14 protein-coding genes are annotated in these 14,609 nt (G+C 59.1%); 8 read left to right on the top strand and 6 right to left on the bottom strand.

The genetic code is table 11. From position 1 onward, the window contains the following. Window positions 1-150 precede the first annotated feature (150 nt). Entirely contained in the window at window positions 151-1,185 is a 1,035-nt protein-coding gene (gene rhaT / locus IM299_RS19795; protein WP_048958120.1) for an L-rhamnose/proton symporter RhaT, read from the top strand. On the opposite strand, the gene rhaR is transcribed toward rhaT, so the two are convergent. Together rhaR and rhaS are read right to left on the bottom strand one after the other, a co-directional pair. Further along, window positions 1,186-2,034 carry an HTH-type transcriptional activator RhaR gene (gene rhaR, locus IM299_RS19790; protein ID WP_193357995.1) on the bottom strand — a complete coding sequence of 283 codons (849 nt, stop codon included), beginning with the start codon at window positions 2,032-2,034 and terminating at the stop codon, window positions 1,186-1,188. A 73-nt stretch (window positions 2,035-2,107) separates the two neighbouring features. Beyond that, a complete protein-coding gene (gene rhaS, locus IM299_RS19785) occupies window positions 2,108-2,944 on the bottom strand; it encodes an HTH-type transcriptional activator RhaS (RefSeq protein WP_193357994.1) in 837 nt (278 codons plus the stop codon). Between the two features lie 301 nt (window positions 2,945-3,245). Here rhaS and rhaB point away from each other — a divergent pair, with 301 nt between their 5' ends. The 5 genes from rhaB to rhaM all read left to right on the top strand — a co-directional run bounded on the left by rhaB (window position 3,246) and on the right by rhaM (window position 8,388). Continuing rightward, window positions 3,246-4,715 carry a rhamnulokinase gene (rhaB, locus tag IM299_RS19780; RefSeq protein WP_193357993.1) on the top strand — a complete coding sequence of 490 codons (1,470 nt, stop codon included), beginning with the start codon at window positions 3,246-3,248 and terminating at the stop codon, window positions 4,713-4,715. Further along, window positions 4,712-5,971: an L-rhamnose isomerase gene (gene rhaA, locus IM299_RS19775; RefSeq protein WP_193357992.1), complete on the top strand. Its 1,260-nt coding sequence runs from the start codon at window positions 4,712-4,714 to the stop codon at window positions 5,969-5,971. The genes rhaB and rhaA overlap by 4 nt, the downstream gene beginning before the upstream one ends. A gap of 96 nt (window positions 5,972-6,067) precedes the next feature. Next, window positions 6,068-6,898, top strand: a complete 831-nt coding sequence (gene rhaD / locus IM299_RS19770) for a rhamnulose-1-phosphate aldolase (RefSeq protein WP_193357991.1) — start codon at window positions 6,068-6,070, stop codon at window positions 6,896-6,898. A gap of 30 nt (window positions 6,899-6,928) precedes the next feature. After that, entirely contained in the window at window positions 6,929-8,077 is a 1,149-nt protein-coding gene (gene fucO, locus IM299_RS19765) for a lactaldehyde reductase (protein ID WP_193357990.1), read from the top strand. Then, entirely contained in the window at window positions 8,074-8,388 is a 315-nt protein-coding gene (gene rhaM / locus IM299_RS19760; RefSeq protein WP_028014863.1) for an L-rhamnose mutarotase, read from the top strand. Before fucO ends, rhaM begins: the two co-directional genes overlap by 4 nt. Here the strand turns inward: rhaM and IM299_RS19755 are convergent. The 4 genes from IM299_RS19755 to IM299_RS19740 all read right to left on the bottom strand — a co-directional run bounded on the left by IM299_RS19755 (window position 8,376) and on the right by IM299_RS19740 (window position 13,487). After that, entirely contained in the window at window positions 8,376-9,653 is a 1,278-nt protein-coding gene (locus IM299_RS19755; RefSeq protein ID WP_193357989.1) for an MFS transporter, read from the bottom strand. The genes rhaM and IM299_RS19755 overlap by 13 nt on opposite strands. A gap of 44 nt (window positions 9,654-9,697) precedes the next feature. Then, window positions 9,698-11,821 carry an alpha-galactosidase gene (locus tag IM299_RS19750; RefSeq protein WP_193357988.1) on the bottom strand — a complete coding sequence of 708 codons (2,124 nt, stop codon included), beginning with the start codon at window positions 11,819-11,821 and terminating at the stop codon, window positions 9,698-9,700. A gap of 104 nt (window positions 11,822-11,925) precedes the next feature. Further along, window positions 11,926-12,921 (bottom strand): LacI family DNA-binding transcriptional regulator, encoded by a 996-nt coding sequence (locus IM299_RS19745; protein ID WP_047362476.1) that lies wholly within the window; start codon window positions 12,919-12,921, stop codon window positions 11,926-11,928. Between the two features lie 17 nt (window positions 12,922-12,938). Then, window positions 12,939-13,487, bottom strand: coding sequence for a helix-turn-helix domain-containing protein (locus IM299_RS19740; protein ID WP_003861973.1), 549 nt, complete (start codon window positions 13,485-13,487; stop codon window positions 12,939-12,941). A 103-nt stretch (window positions 13,488-13,590) separates the two neighbouring features. On the opposite strand from IM299_RS19740, the gene IM299_RS19735 reads away from it, so the two are divergent. Both IM299_RS19735 and IM299_RS19730 read left to right on the top strand, forming a co-directional pair. Continuing rightward, on the top strand, window positions 13,591-14,250 hold the full coding sequence (locus tag IM299_RS19735) for an AzlC family ABC transporter permease (protein ID WP_028014867.1): 660 nt from the start codon (window positions 13,591-13,593) through the stop codon (window positions 14,248-14,250). Further along, window positions 14,250-14,573 (top strand): AzlD domain-containing protein, encoded by a 324-nt coding sequence (locus IM299_RS19730; protein WP_193357987.1) that lies wholly within the window; start codon window positions 14,250-14,252, stop codon window positions 14,571-14,573. Before IM299_RS19735 ends, IM299_RS19730 begins: the two co-directional genes overlap by 1 nt. Window positions 14,574-14,609 lie beyond the last annotated feature (36 nt).

The following is a 14,609-nucleotide window of genomic DNA, read 5'->3' as shown; positions in this document are numbered from 1 at the left end:
GGAATTGTGAGTCTGCTCACGCGCTTAACGTGCTGATTGCCATTCAAAACAAAAGTGCGGCAACCTTCTGAAGGTTCCTGAACAGCCTAATTTTTACACTCATCAAGTCGGGGGGAAGCCTCCGGCTATAAAAACGATGAGGACGTAAAAATGAATCATGCGATTACGATGGGTATCTTCTGGCATTTAATAGGCGCAGCCAGTGCAGCCTGTTTCTATGCCCCGTTCAAAAAGGTGAAAGGCTGGTCGTGGGAAACCATGTGGTCCGTTGGCGGTACCGTGTCCTGGCTGATTTTGCCCTGGACAATCAGCGCCATGCTGCTGCCCGATTTCTGGGGCTACTTCTCCTCCTTCAACGCCTCCACCCTGCTGCCGGTATTCCTGTTCGGCGCGATGTGGGGCATCGGCAACATCAACTACGGCCTGACCATGCGCTACCTCGGGATGTCGATGGGTATCGGCATCGCGATTGGCATTACGCTGATAGTGGGCACCCTGATGACGCCCATTCTTAACGGCCATTTCGACGTGCTGATCAACACCCAGGGCGGTCGGATGACGCTGCTGGGCGTGCTGGTGGCGGTGATCGGCGTGGGGATCGTCACCCGCGCAGGACAGCTAAAAGAACGCAAGATGGGCATCAGGGCCGAAGAGTTCAACCTGAAGAAAGGGCTGCTGCTGGCGGTGATGTGCGGGGTCTTCTCGGCGGGCATGTCGTTCGCCATGAACGCCGCCAAACCGATGCACGACGCCGCTGCGGCGCTGGGCGTTGACCCGCTGTATGTTGCCCTGCCAAGCTACGTGGTGATCATGGGCGGCGGCGCGCTGGTAAACCTCGGTTTCTGCTTCATTCGTCTGGCAAAAGTGAAGAACCTGTCGGTAAAAGCCGACTTCTCGCTGGCAAAAACGCTGATCCTCACCAACGTTCTGCTCTCCGCGCTCGGCGGCCTGATGTGGTATCTGCAATTCTTCTTCTACGCCTGGGGCCACGCCAGCATTCCGCCGCAGTACGACTACATAAGCTGGATGCTGCACATGAGCTTCTACGTGCTGTGCGGCGGGCTGGTTGGGCTGGTGCTGAAGGAGTGGAACAACGCCGGACGTCGTCCGGTTGGCGTACTGAGCCTGGGCTGCGTGGTGATTATCATTGCGGCCAATATCGTCGGCCTCGGCATGGCGAACTAATTACGCTGCTTTTCGACTGCGATGACGCCACTGAACCGGCGTCATTCCCACCTCACGGTTAAACACCACCGAAAAGTAGTTACTGTCCTCAAAGCCGCAGCGCATCGCCACTTCACTGACCATCAGCTCCGTATGCTGTAACAGATACTGGGCGTGGCAGATGCGCAGCTGGCGCAGGTAATGGTTTATCGTCATCCCCGTCTGGGTGCGGAACTGCTGGCGCAGCGCGCGCTCGCTGCACTGCTCCTGCTCGCAGAATTTTTCCAGTACGAAACTCTTGTTCAGACTGCCCGCAAGCCGGGCGATCAGCTTATCCAGCAGCGCTTCCTGCGTGGTGGCGGAGGGATTATCCGTGGCGTAACGATGACGCTTCAGGGTCATCACCAGCTGGGCGAAAAGCAGCTCCGACATCTGGTTTGCCACCGGGTCGCTCTTCTGGCTCTCCTGCTCCAGCTGGGAAATCGTCTGGCGCACCTGAGCCATGCAGCTGCTGCTTAAGCGCCAGTGCGGTTCGCCTCCGGCATTCAGAATGCCCGGAATGTTGCTCGCCCAGTCGACATTCAGTTTAAGCCTGTCAGGGCAGTAGATGACGTTCTGCAACACCAGATCGTTAACCGAGGCGTAGGCGTGTTTGTCTTCGGCGCGAATGTAAAACAGATCCCCGCGCGTGATGCGGTAGGGCCGGTCGTTGAGGACGTGCAGGCCGTTGCCGCGCCACACCAGCACCAGCTCGCAGAACTCATGGGTATGCTCGGCAAAGACATTTTGCGGGTAACGGTCGGCCACCGCGACGGCCTGACTCGCGGAGGCAAAAAAATCATCTTTGCGAAGAATTAACTGAGCGGCCACACGACAACCTCTACGGCGAATAAACGGGCATTATTAGCTTTTTTGCGGCCTGAAAACGGTGACTGCCCTCGCGTTACTGAAACAACGCGTCTTTCCCCTGACGAATATCGCGCGGCGACCAGCTAAATTCCCGGCGAAATAGCGTCGAAAAGTGGTTACTGTCGCCGAAACCGCAGCGATAAGCAATTTCTGTAACGCTTTCGTCGGTATGCCGTAAAAGGTGACGCGCTTTGATCAGGCGCAGACGGTTAAGGTAACGCTGCGGCGTGAGCCCGGTATGCTGCTTGAGCTGACGATGCAGCGTGCGCAGCGAGAGCGAAAAGTCGTCCGCCAGCGTTTCCCAGCAGACATCTTCAGCGAAATGATCTTCCAGCCAGGCCATGAGCTGGTTCAGCCGTGCGTCATTATTTTCCATCCCTTCCACCAGGCTGCTTCGGCGCAGCAGCACCAGCAGCTGCATAAACAGCAGCTCGCGGGTGGCAATCGCGTGCGTCTCCTGCCCGTCCTCGCTCTGCTCCATCTGGCTCACCAGCTGACGCACCTGCTGTAACGTGGATTGATTCACCCGCCAGTGCGACGGGTAGTGGCCGTCTTTCTCCTGCGGCAACAGCTGATTCAACCCGGAGAGAAACTGGAACGCGTCCGGGGAACGATAGAGCACGTTGGTCAGACACAGGTTGTCGGTATGTTCATACAGGTGTCTGTCGTGGTCGCGCACGAAGCACACCGTACCGCCGCTGATGGTATACGGCTGACCATTGAACACGTGGATGCCCGTTCCGTGCTCAACAATCACAATCTCATGAAAATCATGATGATGCTCCGGGAACGCAGCCTGAGGAAGCCGTGGCTCAATCGCGACGGGAGAAGCCCCCGAAGGAAAAAAATCGACGCTGTGCAGTACGGTCATAACGGCCCCCACCAATGAGAAAAGTTCTCAAAATAGTAATTAAGGCCCTTCACGCTCACCTTAAATTTTTGACAGTAAACCGCGCAAAAGCTGCCGGTTTTTCAAGAAACAGGCGGAAAGATCGGGAAATGCGGTCAGCGTCACACTGCCTGCAAACCCCGCCATTACTGGAAACTGTGAACTCCCTCACGTTCACCTTTGCTTTCTTGCCAGCGCGAGATTTGGGCTGTCAGTGGAGAGAAGGTGGCTATTTCTTCCCTTTCTTACACTCATCGCTAATGACTTAAGAAAGGACCCGACCATGACTTTTCGCCATTGTGTGGCTGTCGATTTAGGCGCATCCAGCGGCCGTGTAATGCTCGCCACCTGGGACTGTGACCAGCACACCCTTACGCTTCGCGAAATGCACCGTTTCGCCAATTGTCTGCAAAAACAGGACGGTTTTGTGACCTGGGATATCGATGCGCTGGAGGCGGAGATCCGCACCGGACTTCACAACGTCTTCGAAAACGGTATCCGCATCGACAGTATCGGCATTGATACGTGGGGCGTGGATTACGTGCTGCTGGACAGTCACGGCGAACGCGTCGGCCTGCCCGTCTCCTACCGCGACAGCCGCACCGATGGGCTGATGGCGCACGCCATCGCGCAGCTTGGCAAGGAGAACATCTATGGTCGCAGCGGCATTCAGTTTCTGCCGTTTAACACGCTGTACCAGCTGCGCGCGCTGGTGGAGCAACAGCCAGAGCTGGTTGAAAAGGTGGCGCATGCACTGCTGATCCCGGATTACTTAAGCTATCGTCTGACCGGCAACATGAACTGGGAATACACCAACGCCACCACCACGCAGCTGGTCAATATCAACACCGATAACTGGGATGAACACCTGCTGGCATGGACGGGCGCCTCGCCGTCCTGGTTCGGCGCGCCAACCCATCCGGGCAATGTGATCGGCCAGTGGATTTGCCCGCAGGGGAATGAAATTCCCGTTGTCGCCGTCGCCAGTCACGACACCGCAAGCGCGGTCATTGCCTCGCCGCTCGCCAGCAAAGACGCGGCCTATCTCTCCTCCGGCACCTGGTCGCTGATGGGTTTTGAGAGCAAAACGCCTTACACCAGCGACGCCGCGCTGGCCGCCAATATCACCAACGAAGGCGGTGCCGAAGGACGCTACCGCGTGCTGAAGAACATCATGGGCCTGTGGCTGCTTCAGCGGGTGCTGAAAGAGCAGAACGTCACCGACCTGCCCGCGCTTATCGCGGAAACCGAAAAACTGAAGGCCTGCACCTTCCTGATTAACCCGAACGACGACCGCTTTATTAACCCGGTGCACATGAGCGCTGAGATCCAGGCCGCCTGTTTTGACGCGGGGCAGCCGGTACCTTCCCGCCCCGCCGAGCTGGCGCGCTGTATTTTTGACAGCCTCGCCCTGCTCTATGCCGACATCCTGAGCGAACTGGCTGACCTTCGCGGTAAACCGTTCAGCCAGCTGCACATCGTGGGCGGCGGCTGCCAGAACCGGCTGCTGAACCAGCTCTGCGCCGATGCCTGCGGCATTACGGTGGTGGCAGGTCCCGTAGAGGCTTCCACGCTCGGCAACATTGGCATTCAGTTGATGACGCTGGACGAACTATCAAACGTCGACGATTTCCGTTCGGTGGTGACGGCGAATAACAGCCTGACCACCTTCACCCCCAATCCCTGCCATGACATTGCCCGCTACCGGGCGCAGTTTCAGCAAAAACGACTGACTAAGGAGCTTTGCGCATGACCACTCAACTTGAACAAGCCTGGGACCTGGCTAAACAGCGTTTCGCCGCCGTCGGCGTGGATGTCGAAGAGGCGCTGCGCCAGCTCGACCGTCTGCCCGTCTCCATGCACTGCTGGCAGGGTGATGACGTCGCCGGTTTCGAGAATCCGGGCGGTTCCCTGACGGGTGGCATTCAGGCAACGGGTAACTACCCGGGCAAAGCGCGCAACGCCACCGAACTGCGTGCGGATCTTGAAATGGCGTTGAGCCTGATCCCAGGACCAAAACGCCTGAATCTGCACGCGATTTATCTCGAATCGGACTCGCCGGTCGCGCGTAACGAAATCAAACCGGAACACTTTAAGAACTGGGTGGAGTGGGCAAAGGCCAACCGGCTGGGACTGGATTTTAACCCGTCCTGCTTCTCGCACCCGCTGAGCGCGGACGGGTTTACCCTTGCACACGCCAACGACGAAATCCGGCAGTTCTGGATCGACCACGTCAAAGCCAGCCGACGCGTCTCGGCGTATTTCGGCGAACAGCTTGGCACGCCGTCGGTGATGAATATCTGGATCCCGGACGGCATGAAGGACATCACCGTAGACCGACTGGCCCCGCGTCAGCGGCTGCTGGCCGCGCTGGATGAAGCCATCAGCGAAAAGCTGGACCCGTCGCACCATATCGACGCGGTGGAGAGCAAGCTGTTCGGCATTGGCGCAGAGAGCTACACCGTGGGCTCAAACGAGTTCTACATGGGCTACGCCACCAGCCGCCAGACCGCGCTGTGCCTGGATGCTGGCCACTTCCATCCGACCGAGGTGATCTCCGACAAAATCTCCGCCGCCATGCTCTACGTGCCGCGCCTGCTGCTGCACGTCAGCCGTCCGGTGCGCTGGGACAGCGACCACGTGGTCCTGCTGGACGACGAAACCCAGGCGATTGCCAGCGAAATCATCCGCCACGATCTGTATGACCGCGTGCACATCGGCCTCGACTTCTTTGACGCCTCCATCAACCGCATCGCGGCGTGGGTTATCGGCACCCGCAACATGAAGAAAGCGTTGCTGCGCGCTCTGCTGGAGCCGACTGCTGCGCTGAAACAGCTTGAAGAAAACGGCGACTACACCGCGCGTCTGGCGCTGCTGGAGGAGCAAAAATCCCTGCCGTGGCAGGCGGTATGGGAGATGTACTGCCAGCGTCACGATGCGCCTGCGGGCAGCCAGTGGCTGGACAACGTGCGGGCGTATGAAAAAGACGTGCTCGCCGCTCGTCAGTAAAAAATATCGCCCGGCGGCGCGTTGCTTGCCGGGCCTACAGGTAAAAGCAGGCCGGGTAAGCGTAGCGCCACCCGGCATTTTCAAAGGAAACACTGTATGCAGACCATCACCACCTCCTGGTTCGTCCAGGGCATGATCAAAGCCACCTCCGACGCCTGGCTGAAGGGCTGGGATGAACGCAACGGCGGCAACCTCACGCTGCGCCTGGACGATGCGGACATCGAGCCCTACGCCGCCGATTTTCACCAGAAGCCGCGCTATATTGCCCTGAGTCAGCCGATGCCGCTGCTCGCCAACACGCCGTTTATCGTTACCGGTTCCGGCAAGTTCTTCCGTAACGTTCAACTGGACCCGGAAGCCAATCTCGGCGTCGTGAGGGTAGACAGCGACGGCGCGGGCTACCACATTCTGTGGGGGCTAACGGACGACGCGGTGCCGACCTCTGAACTGCCGGCGCACTTCCTCTCCCACTGCGAGCGCATCAAGGCGACCAACGGCAAAGACCGCGTCATCATGCACTGCCACGCCACTAACCTGATCGCCCTGACCTACGTGCTGGAAAATAATTCTGATTTCTTTACCCGCAAGCTGTGGGAAGGCAGTACCGAGTGTCTGGTGGTGTTCCCGGACGGCGTCGGCATTCTGCCGTGGATGGTGCCGGGTACCGACGAGATCGGCCAGGCGACCGCCAAAGATATGCAAAAACATTCGCTGGTGCTGTGGCCGTTCCACGGCGTCTTCGGCAGCGGTCCGACGCTGGATGAAACCTTCGGCCTGATCGACACCGCCGAGAAATCCGCAGAAGTGCTGGTGAAGGTCTACTCCATGGGCGGCATGAAGCAGACCATCCCCCGGGAAGAGCTGATCGCGCTGGGCAAACGTTTTGGCGTTACCCCGATGCAGTCGGCCCTGGATTTATACGCGTAACGCCACAGGCGATAGTTAAGGAGAATTATCATGAGCTTTATGTTGGCACTTCCCAAAATTAGCCTGCATGGCGCGGGTGCAATCGGCGATATGGTCACCCTGGTGGCGACCAGGCAGTGGGGCAAAGCGCTGATTGTCACCGACGGCCAACTGGTGAAACTGGGCCTGCTCGACAGCCTGTTTACCGCGCTGGACGCCCATCAAATGTCATATCACCTGTTCGATGAGGTGTTTCCGAACCCGACGGAAGCGCTGGTGCAAAAAGGATTTGCGGCTTACCGGGACGCGGAGTGTGATTACATCATCGCCTTTGGCGGCGGCAGCCCGATTGATACCGCCAAGGCGATTAAAATCCTCACCGCTAATCCAGGCCCGTCTACCGATTACTCCGGCGTCGGCAAGGTGAAAAACGCAGGCGTGCCGCTGGTGGCGATTAACACTACCGCAGGCACCGCGGCAGAGATGACCAGCAACGCGGTGATCATCGACTCCGCGCGCCAGGTGAAAGAGGTGATTATCGACCCGAACATCATCCCGGATATTGCCGTGGACGATGCCAGCGTGATGCTTGATATTCCGGCCTCCGTGACCGCCGCGACCGGTATGGATGCGTTAACGCACGCCATTGAAGCCTACGTGTCCGTTGGCGCACACCCGCTGACCGATGCCAACGCGCTGGAAGCGATTCGCCTGATTAACCTCTGGCTGCCGAAAGCGGTCGACGACGGTCATAACGTGGAAGCGCGCGAGCAGATGGCGTTTGGTCAGTACCTGGCGGGTATGGCGTTTAACAGCGCCGGGCTGGGGCTGGTACATGCTCTGGCGCACCAGCCGGGCGCAACGCACAACCTGCCGCATGGCGTGTGCAACGCCATCCTGCTGCCGATCATCGAAAACTTTAACCGCCCGAACGCGGTCGCGCGTTTTGCCCGCGTGGCGGAGGCAATGGGCGTCGATACCCGCGGGATGAGCAATGAAGCCGCAAGCATGTCCGCCATTCAGGCGATTCGCGACCTGAGCGCCCGCGTCGGCATTCCGTCAGGCTTCAGCCAGCTCGGCGTCACCAAAGCCGATATCGAAGGCTGGTTGGATAAAGCCCTCGCCGATCCGTGTGCGCCTTGTAACCCACGTACCGCCAGCCGCGACGAGGTCCGCGAGCTGTACCTGGAGGCATTATGATCCGCAAAGCGTTTGTGATGCAGATAAATCCGGACGCGCACGAGGAGTACGCGCGTCGCCACAATCCGATCTGGCCCGAACTGGAAGCGGTGCTGAAAGCCCACGGCGCGCACCACTACGCCATTTATCTCGACAGAGAACGCAACCTGCTGTTTGCGACGGTGGAGATTGAGTCGGAGGAGCGCTGGAACGCGGTGGCGAATACCGACGTGTGCCAGCGCTGGTGGAAATATATGGCTGACGTCATGCCGTCGAACCCGGATAACAGCCCGGTGAGCGCCGGGCTGAAAGAGGTGTTTTACCTGGAGTGATGCGTTAACGCTGCCGCCCCTGTGGTGGCAGCAATCTCCCGCCTGCTGCTCAGCGTAAACGTCGACACCACCGTAATCGCCAGCACGAAACAGCCCAGCATCAGATACGTCTCCTGAAAGCCGATTCGGTCATACATATTTCCGGCAAAGGCGGAGAGGAAAATCGCTGCCGACTGTTTGGCAAACTGAAAACCAATCAGGTAGATGGTGGCCGACAGGCGCGTATCAAACACTCCGGTAATGTACTTGAATGCCCCCACCAGCAGGAACGGGACCTCCAGCGCGTGCAGCATCTTGAGGGCGATGACCTCCACGGCGGTGGTGGCAAACGACGAGCCGATAATGCGCGTCGCCATAATCACCCCGGCGATCAGCAGCGTGTTCTTCGCGCCGATGCGGTTAATGATCCACGGCGAGCAGAACATGATGATGGCGTTACAAATCTCCCCCGCCGTGGTGGCAAAACCAAAGGCACGGGTTCCTTCCTGCGGCGTGGCGAAGAAGGTTTTAAAGAAGGTGGCAAACTGCTGGTCGAAAACGTCATACACGCAGGCCACGCCAATTACGTACAGGATGAACATCCACATTCTGCGCTGGCGGAACAGGTTGAACACGGTTTTAGCGGTGATCTGCGGCTGGTTCGCGCCCAGGGCGTTCATGACCTGCGCCGTCTGGTTGGGCTTCGGTTTCGCGACCACCAGCAACAGCATCAGCAAAAGTGCCGCCGCCGATCCCATCCAGAAAACATACGACGGGTCGATGCCGAACAGGATGCCGCCCGTTGAGGCGCACAAGCCCCAGCCGAGGCAGCCAAACATGCGCGCCTTGCCGTATTCAAAGAGGCTGTTGCGGCTCACGCGTTCAATGTAGGCCTCAATGGCCCCGGATCCGGCTGAAAAAACAAAGCCGATATACAACCCGCCGCTCAGCGCGCCCAGCCAGATATTGGTTTTCAACAGTGGCGCGAAGACGTACAGGAAAAACGGTGCGAACAGAAACAGCAGCACCGAGATTATCCACAGCAGGTGTTTTTTCAGCCCCAGCTTGTCCGAAATGACGCCCAGCACCGGCTGGAACGCGATGGCCGACAGCGAGATGCAGGAGAAGACAATCCCGGTATGGGTTTTATTCAGGCCAATGATGTCCGACAGCCAAATCGGCAGGAACGGAAAGCAGGTGGCCATGATGAAGAAGTAGAGAAAGAAGAACAGCCCGAAGATCCAGAAATTGGGGTTGTCTTTGTGGGTACATGTTGTTGTGTTCATTATTTTTATCCTCAACGGAGGGCCGGCTGCCCGGCCCGTCACCTTTACACGCGTTCCACGCCAATCAGAATGGCGGTTTCCGGATCCAGAATCGGCAGCGCAATACCCGCCCGCATCAGCCATTCACCGCTTGCCGTTTGCGAGGCTTCCATCCACGCCGGCAGCTTGCGCATGGTGTGCCCGCCCTCGCCCGTGATCTGAATGTTCGGGTGATCCAGCAGCGTAATACGGTACTGCGCGCTGGCGTCTAACCCCGGCATGCGCAGCGGCATCATCAGGGTGTAATCCGGCATCGCGAGCTGGCTGACCATAAACAGCCCCTGCGCTTTGTCTTCACTCACTATACCCTGCGCCAGCGTGGTGGCATCCGGCATGTCCACGCGCCACTGGGTACCGTGATGAATCACCTCACGCCACCGCTTATACAGCGCGGCATAATGGCGATAGCCCTCACGCTCCTGCGCATCGACGGTGAGCGGATCCAGCTCCAGCCCCATATGCCCAAACAGCGCAGTAAGCCCACGGAAAGCGATGCTGTGCTGGCGGAAGGTGGCGTGACATTTATGATGACCGATATGCGCCCCCATCACCTCCGGCGGGAAAAAGTAGCTCATGCCGCGCTGGATCGTGTTGCGCTCCAGCGCGTCGTTGTTGTCGGACGCCCAGAAGCGATGGCTGCGGGTCAGCACTTCATAATCGATTCGCCCCCCGCCGGAGGAGCAGGATTCAAATTCAATGTGCGGAAAACGCTCGCCCAGCACGTCCAGCAGGCGGTAAAACTGGCGGGTCTGCGCGTCGGCGGCAGCTTTACCGTTGTGCCCGGGCTGCACCAGCTCGCGGTTCATGTCCCATTTCACGTAGTCAACCGCATGCTCGCCCAGCAGCCAGCTCATGCGCTCCACGAGATAATCAAAGGCCTGCGGGATGTTGAGATTGAGCACCAGCTGGTGTCGTCCGGTCGCCTGGGGATAGCCCGGCAGCGCCAGCACCCAGTCAGGATGCGCGCGATAGAGATCGGAATCCGGGTTAATCATCTCCGGCTCGATCCAGATGCCAAATTCCATGCCGAGCCGTTTAACGTGACTGATTACCGGCGTCAGGCCGTTCGGGTATTTTTTCTCATCCAGGTACCAGTCGCCCAGCGCGGCATGGTCGTCGTTGCGGCCTTTGAACCAGCCGTCGTCAATGATAAAGCGCTCCACGCCCAGCGCGGCGGCCTCATCGGCCATGCGCATGATGTACTCCGGATCGTGGCTGAAGTAGATCCCCTCCCAGGTATTGAGGTGTACCGGGCGCGGTTTGTTTTCCGGGAAGCGGATGATGCTGTCGCGCAGGTAGCGGTGGAACTGCTGGCTCATGCCGTTCAGCCCGTGCGGGGAGTAGCTGGCATACAGGCGCGGCGTCCAGAGCGTTTCGCCCTCTTCAATCGCCATTTCACCCGGCAGGTAGAGCGCTTCGGCCTGTATATAACGGCGACCATCGGTTTTCGCTTCGGCGCGCAGGCGGTGGTTGCCGCTCCAGCCCAGATGCACGCCCCAGACGTCGCCCTGCATTTCGCTGAACGATGGCGTACCGGCGATCAGCGCCGGGAAATGTTCGTGGGACGTTTTACCCCGACGGTTTTCAATGATAAAGCTGTCGTGTTCAAGCGTGACGCGGTGCGGCTGAAATTCTCTGATCCAGCGTCCGTGAAAGGCCATAACCTCCTGCGCGCGCTCGGCCACCGGCAGCGTGACGGCGAATCGGTCCACCTGCCACGCCAGCGCTTTCAGGTTGGTTACTCCATGGCGCACCACCAGCACGCCGCTGGCCTCCAGCGTCAGCTCGCTGGTCAGACGCAGGCCCGCGCATCCATCTTCGGCGGTTATCGTCAGGGTGTTTACGTCCTGCTGCACCTGCGTGGTTTTAAACACCGGAGAACCGTCCAGCCCCTGGCGATGCCCCTCAATACCGGGCGAGCCAAACAGCCCGTGCCCCAGCTCGGCCATCAGCGTTACCGGGGAGTCCACATCCAGCCTGCCGTTTGCCACCGGCCGCGCCAGCGTAGCGACATTCTGCGGCGAAAAGTGCTGAAGGTGCGCCCCCCAGTAGAGAATTTCGGCGAACGGTTGGGTTTTTATCACCACGTCAACCGTGGTGCTTTCGAGTCGTAAAATGGCATCTTGCATCAGACATCTCCTGTCGTCGGGATGCCTTGAGTGTTGATCCGAAACGTTTCGGATACAAACCAAAACGTTTCGGATCTGTGATCGGGTTTGGAAATTTACGCGGTTTAGGCCGTCTGGCCCGGGAAGAATTCGGGCTGCCAGAGCACCTGGAGCCGTTCGACGTCGTCGCCGTTAATCAGCTGGCGCACCATATCGGCAATCTGTTTCCCGACGCCCTGACGAGTGGACTGGATCACTGCCGCCACGTCAGCATCAACGATGCTGTCCTGCGGAAGTCCGTCATAAACCACCAGCGCAACGGCGTTCTCGCCTGTCAGGCGGCCCAGTTCCGCCAGCGCCATCGCCGCGCCGTCGCCGTGGGTGTTGCAGTCGGTAATGATGGCCGTGGGCGGCTGAGGCAGGGAGAGAAGTTCTTTCGTGGTGGCATACCCCACGCGACGCGAAGGGGGCATGGCGCGCAGCCATTCGCTGGAGAGCCCGGCTTCCCGCAGCGCGTCCAGATAGCCATGACGACGCTGGGTGATGAATGCCTGATTATTGCTCTCGCCCAGTAGCGCAATGCGCTGATGGCCTTTCTCGATCAGCCAGCGGGTGGCCTGATGCGTACCGGCATAGTTGTCGAAGTCAAACCACGCGTACGGCTGCGGCAGCTGGCTGCGCCCGAGCGCCAGAAAGGGGAACCCGGCGGCCTGAAGTTGCTCAAGACGCGGATCGTGATCCAGCGTGTGCGCCACGATCAGCGCGTCGACGCGGCGGCTTTGCACCATGCGCATATAGCTGTGCTTATCGGCCAGATCGTCGTCGGCGATGAGCAATAAGTCGATCTCATGTCGCGCCAGTTCGTGGCTAATTTCGCCGACCATGTCCATAAATACGCTGTTATTGAGCGGAACAGGGTGTACGGGAAAGACCAGCCCGACGGCGTCGATTTTACCCATCTTGAGGCGGCGGGCGAAGGTGTTAGGTCGGTAGCCACGGCGCTGAGCCTCCGCCTCCACGCGGGCGCGCGTCTCAGCAGAAACATCGTCATACCCGTTGAGGGCGCGGCTGACGGTAGTGACGGACAGCCCCAGTTCTTTAGCAATGGCTTTGAGCGACATGATTTTCCGTATCTTCGTTAATTTTGTTCCGCCACCAGAAGGGCGTGGGTGTCTGGCTCCAGCGCCTTAAAGATATGCGGCTGATCGGCAGGGTAGCAAATGTAATCGCCCGGGCCGAGTTCTTCCGCGGCGTCGATCAGGCCGACCATCGCCCGCCCCTGGGTCACGATAATATGCTCAACCGACCCCGGCGGATGCGGCTGGGAAATACGGTCTGCGCCCGGCTGCGTCAGCAGCAGATAGATATCACGACGCGCGCCCGGCGGACACGCCGCCAGCAAAATCGCCTCGTAGTTTGCCTGCCCGGCAACCACCTTGGTGCCCTCGCCGCGGCGGATCACCTGCGTGACGGGCTGCTGCGGCTCCAGTAACCGGGCAAACGGGATATCCAGCGCCACGCAAAGCGACCAGAGCGTTTCCAGGCTAGGATTGCCGTTGCCAGACTCCAGCTGAGAAAGCGTAGATTTGGCGATCCCGGCACGGCGGGCAATTTCCGCCAGTGACAGCCCGGTTCGCAGGCGTTCCCGCACCAGGCTTTTGGCGATCACGCTGATTGGCTGCGTCATAAAAACGGCCTCTTTCTCTCTATAACGAACGATTCGTTCATCTTGTAAAACGATTTTGATGCGTTCATTATAATGGAAATACGTTCGATATGGCTAAAATGATATGAAGAATCCCCTCTCTTGCCTGAAAGGCGACACGATAAAAGCGATAATTTTGGTCTGCCTCGCGGTAGGCGTGGTCGGCATGTCTTACGGCTCCCTGGCGATGGCCTACGGTTTTCCGCTGTGGGTGCCGTTTGTGCTTTCCCTCACGGTGCTGGCGGGCGCATCCGAGTTTATGTTTATCGGCATTGTGGCAAGCGGAGGTAACCCGCTGGCGGCAGCGGCCGCCGGTTTGCTGGTCAACGCGCGCCATGTGCCGTTTGGCGTGACGGTGCGTGAACTGGTGGGCAAACGGGGTTTGAGCTATCTCGGCTGTCACATCATGAACGATGAAAGCGTGGTGTTTGGCCTGTCGCAAAAAACGCCCGAGCAGCGTAAAGCGGCCTACTGGCTGTGCGGTTTAGGTGTGGCGATTATCTGGCCGGTGGGGGCGCTGCTGGGTGCCATGGTCGGTAAACTGCTGCCGGACCCGGAGACCATCGGGCTGGACGCGGTGTTTCCGGCGATCCTGCTGGCGTTAGTGGTACCCGCGTTTAAAAACCGTACCACGCTGATCCGCGCCTGCAGCGGTGCCGCGTTATCACTGGCTGCCGTGCCGTTTGCCCCGGTGGGTTTACCGGTTCTGCTTTCGTTACTCGGTCTCGCTGCGAGGAAAAAATAATGGGAAACATGACGTTTTTTATTCTCGGCATCGCCATTCTCTCGGCGGGTACCTACCTGATGCGCCTTGGCGGAGCGAAGCTTGGCAGTCGGCTGGCCTTGTCCGAACGCTCTCAGGCGCTGCTGTCGGATGCGGCGACGGTGCTGCTGTTTTCCGTGGCGCTGGCAACCACCTTCTATGAAGGGGAGCATTTCGCCGGCATGGCCCGCGTGCTCGGCGTAGCCTTTGCGGTGTTTTTAGCCTGGCGAAAAATGCCGCTGATCGTGGTGATTATCGCGGCGGCAATCGTGACGGCGCTGCTGCGGCTGGTGGGGATCCAATAAGAAAAATACCCGGCAGAACACCTTTGCCGGGCATCA

It is taken from the genome of Enterobacter cloacae complex sp. P47BA (assembly GCF_014930485.1).
GTDB classification, from domain to species: domain Bacteria; phylum Pseudomonadota; class Gammaproteobacteria; order Enterobacterales; family Enterobacteriaceae; genus Enterobacter; species Enterobacter bugandensis.
The sequence above is the reverse complement of the archived record's forward strand: the minus strand, read 5'-3'. Positions and strand labels throughout refer to the sequence as shown.

Bases quoted from the DNA above. Each gene is read 5' to 3' on its own strand.
- rhaD (WP_193357991.1), top strand. From the start codon at position 6,068: ATGCAGACCATCACCACCTCCTGGTTCGTCCAGGGCATGATCAAAGCC.
- rhaA (WP_193357992.1), top strand. From the start codon at position 4,712: ATGACCACTCAACTTGAACAAGCCTGGGACCTGGCTAAACAGCGTTTC.
- IM299_RS19750 (WP_193357988.1), bottom strand. From the start codon at position 11,821: ATGCAAGATGCCATTTTACGACTCGAAAGCACCACGGTTGACGTGGTG.
- IM299_RS19745 (WP_047362476.1), bottom strand. From the start codon at position 12,921: ATGTCGCTCAAAGCCATTGCTAAAGAACTGGGGCTGTCCGTCACTACC.
- IM299_RS19730 (WP_193357987.1), top strand. From the start codon at position 14,250: ATGGGAAACATGACGTTTTTTATTCTCGGCATCGCCATTCTCTCGGCG.
- rhaM (WP_028014863.1), top strand. From the start codon at position 8,074: ATGATCCGCAAAGCGTTTGTGATGCAGATAAATCCGGACGCGCACGAG.
- rhaB (WP_193357993.1), top strand. From the start codon at position 3,246: ATGACTTTTCGCCATTGTGTGGCTGTCGATTTAGGCGCATCCAGCGGC.
- fucO (WP_193357990.1), top strand. From the start codon at position 6,929: ATGAGCTTTATGTTGGCACTTCCCAAAATTAGCCTGCATGGCGCGGGT.
- IM299_RS19755 (WP_193357989.1), bottom strand. From the start codon at position 9,653: ATGAACACAACAACATGTACCCACAAAGACAACCCCAATTTCTGGATC.
- IM299_RS19740 (WP_003861973.1), bottom strand. From the start codon at position 13,487: ATGACGCAGCCAATCAGCGTGATCGCCAAAAGCCTGGTGCGGGAACGC.
- rhaT (WP_048958120.1), top strand. From the start codon at position 151: ATGAATCATGCGATTACGATGGGTATCTTCTGGCATTTAATAGGCGCA.
- IM299_RS19735 (WP_028014867.1), top strand. From the start codon at position 13,591: ATGAAGAATCCCCTCTCTTGCCTGAAAGGCGACACGATAAAAGCGATA.
- rhaS (WP_193357994.1), bottom strand. From the start codon at position 2,944: ATGACCGTACTGCACAGCGTCGATTTTTTTCCTTCGGGGGCTTCTCCC.